This is a genomic window from Vibrio sp. 2134-1 (assembly GCF_033339495.1).
In genome coordinates this window covers 1-1,098 of the sequence record NZ_JAWOUS010000130.1, presented here as the reverse complement: position 1 = coordinate 1,098, position 1,098 = coordinate 1, and the positions used below count along the sequence as shown (strand labels likewise).

The window sequence follows — 1,098 nt, the reverse complement described above, 5'->3', positions numbered from 1 at the left end:
CCTGGCAGCCTGTTGGTTCGGAACAAAAGACCGAGCTAGATAAGGCGTTTGCTATGGCAAACAAACAAATTGCACCGAGTATGTTAACTCTGCCAGTGTCACTAACGGTTGCGGAGGGCAAGTAAATGATCAAGAAATGGCTATCGGTTGCTCTTATCTCAACCGCGGCGATGATGCCTCACACAACGTTCGCGAGCGATACGTTGTTGCAAAAAGCGCAGCAAGAAAATCGTCAGCAACAAACGCACAATGCGTCACGTGAATCGGGTTTCAAGAAAACCGAACAAGAGCTGCAAGCAATTAAAAACAAGCTCGTTGCTGAACGTGCAGCCCTTCAAGCCGAAGCTGATACATTAAGCGTCACGTTTAGTGAAAATGAAGCGGAACTGGCTCAGCTAGAAGAAAAATTGCGTTTAGAAACGGGCAGCCTAGGCGAACTATTTGGTGTTGTTCGTCAAAACGCGAAAGAGCTTGAGTCAGAACTGAAACACGCAGTGACAGGCGTAGATGCCAACTCATATCAAAAAGACATTGAAGCTATTGTCGCGGCGAAGTCTCTACCGACGTTGAAGCAGTTGCAAGCGATGTGGCGCAGTATGGAAGAGCAAGTTACCGCAAGTGGCGAACTGGCGAAGGTCTCTTTCACTTTGCTCGATGGAGAAGGTAAAGAACAGACAGTCAACGGTGTTCGTCTTGGCGCAATGGCACTACTTGATGACAATGGCTATGTGAAATGGAACGGCCAGCGCGGTGACGCAGTGAACTATTTGCGTCAGCCAGAAAATGGTCCGACAGCGAGCGCATTCACCAACGGCGAATTGGATTCGTTAGTTATTGATCCATCGCGTGGCATTCTTTTAGAACAGCTAGCGAACTCGCCAACGCTGAAAGATCGTCTAAATGCGGGTGGCGTAGTTGGCCAGATCATCCTTGTTCTATTAGCGATTGGTTTGATTATCGCGTTGGTTCGCGGTGTGTCTCTTTTCATTGCTCGCCAAAAAATCGCGAAGCAGCTAAAGAATCCAACCAAAGCAGAAGATAACCCCCTAGGTCGCGTTCTTTCTGTTTATCAAAACGACAAACATCGAAGTGTCGAAG

General features: G+C 47.9%; 2 protein-coding genes. Both read left to right on the top strand.

Translation table 11 applies throughout. The annotated features are described in order from the left end of the window. On the top strand, positions 1 to 125 hold a 125-nt coding region (locus R7R78_RS24390), incomplete at its 5' end, for a DUF3450 family protein (protein WP_225474408.1). Beyond that, positions 126 to 1,098: flagellar motor protein MotA (locus tag R7R78_RS24385; protein WP_225474407.1), on the top strand; the 973-nt coding region annotated here is incomplete at its 3' end.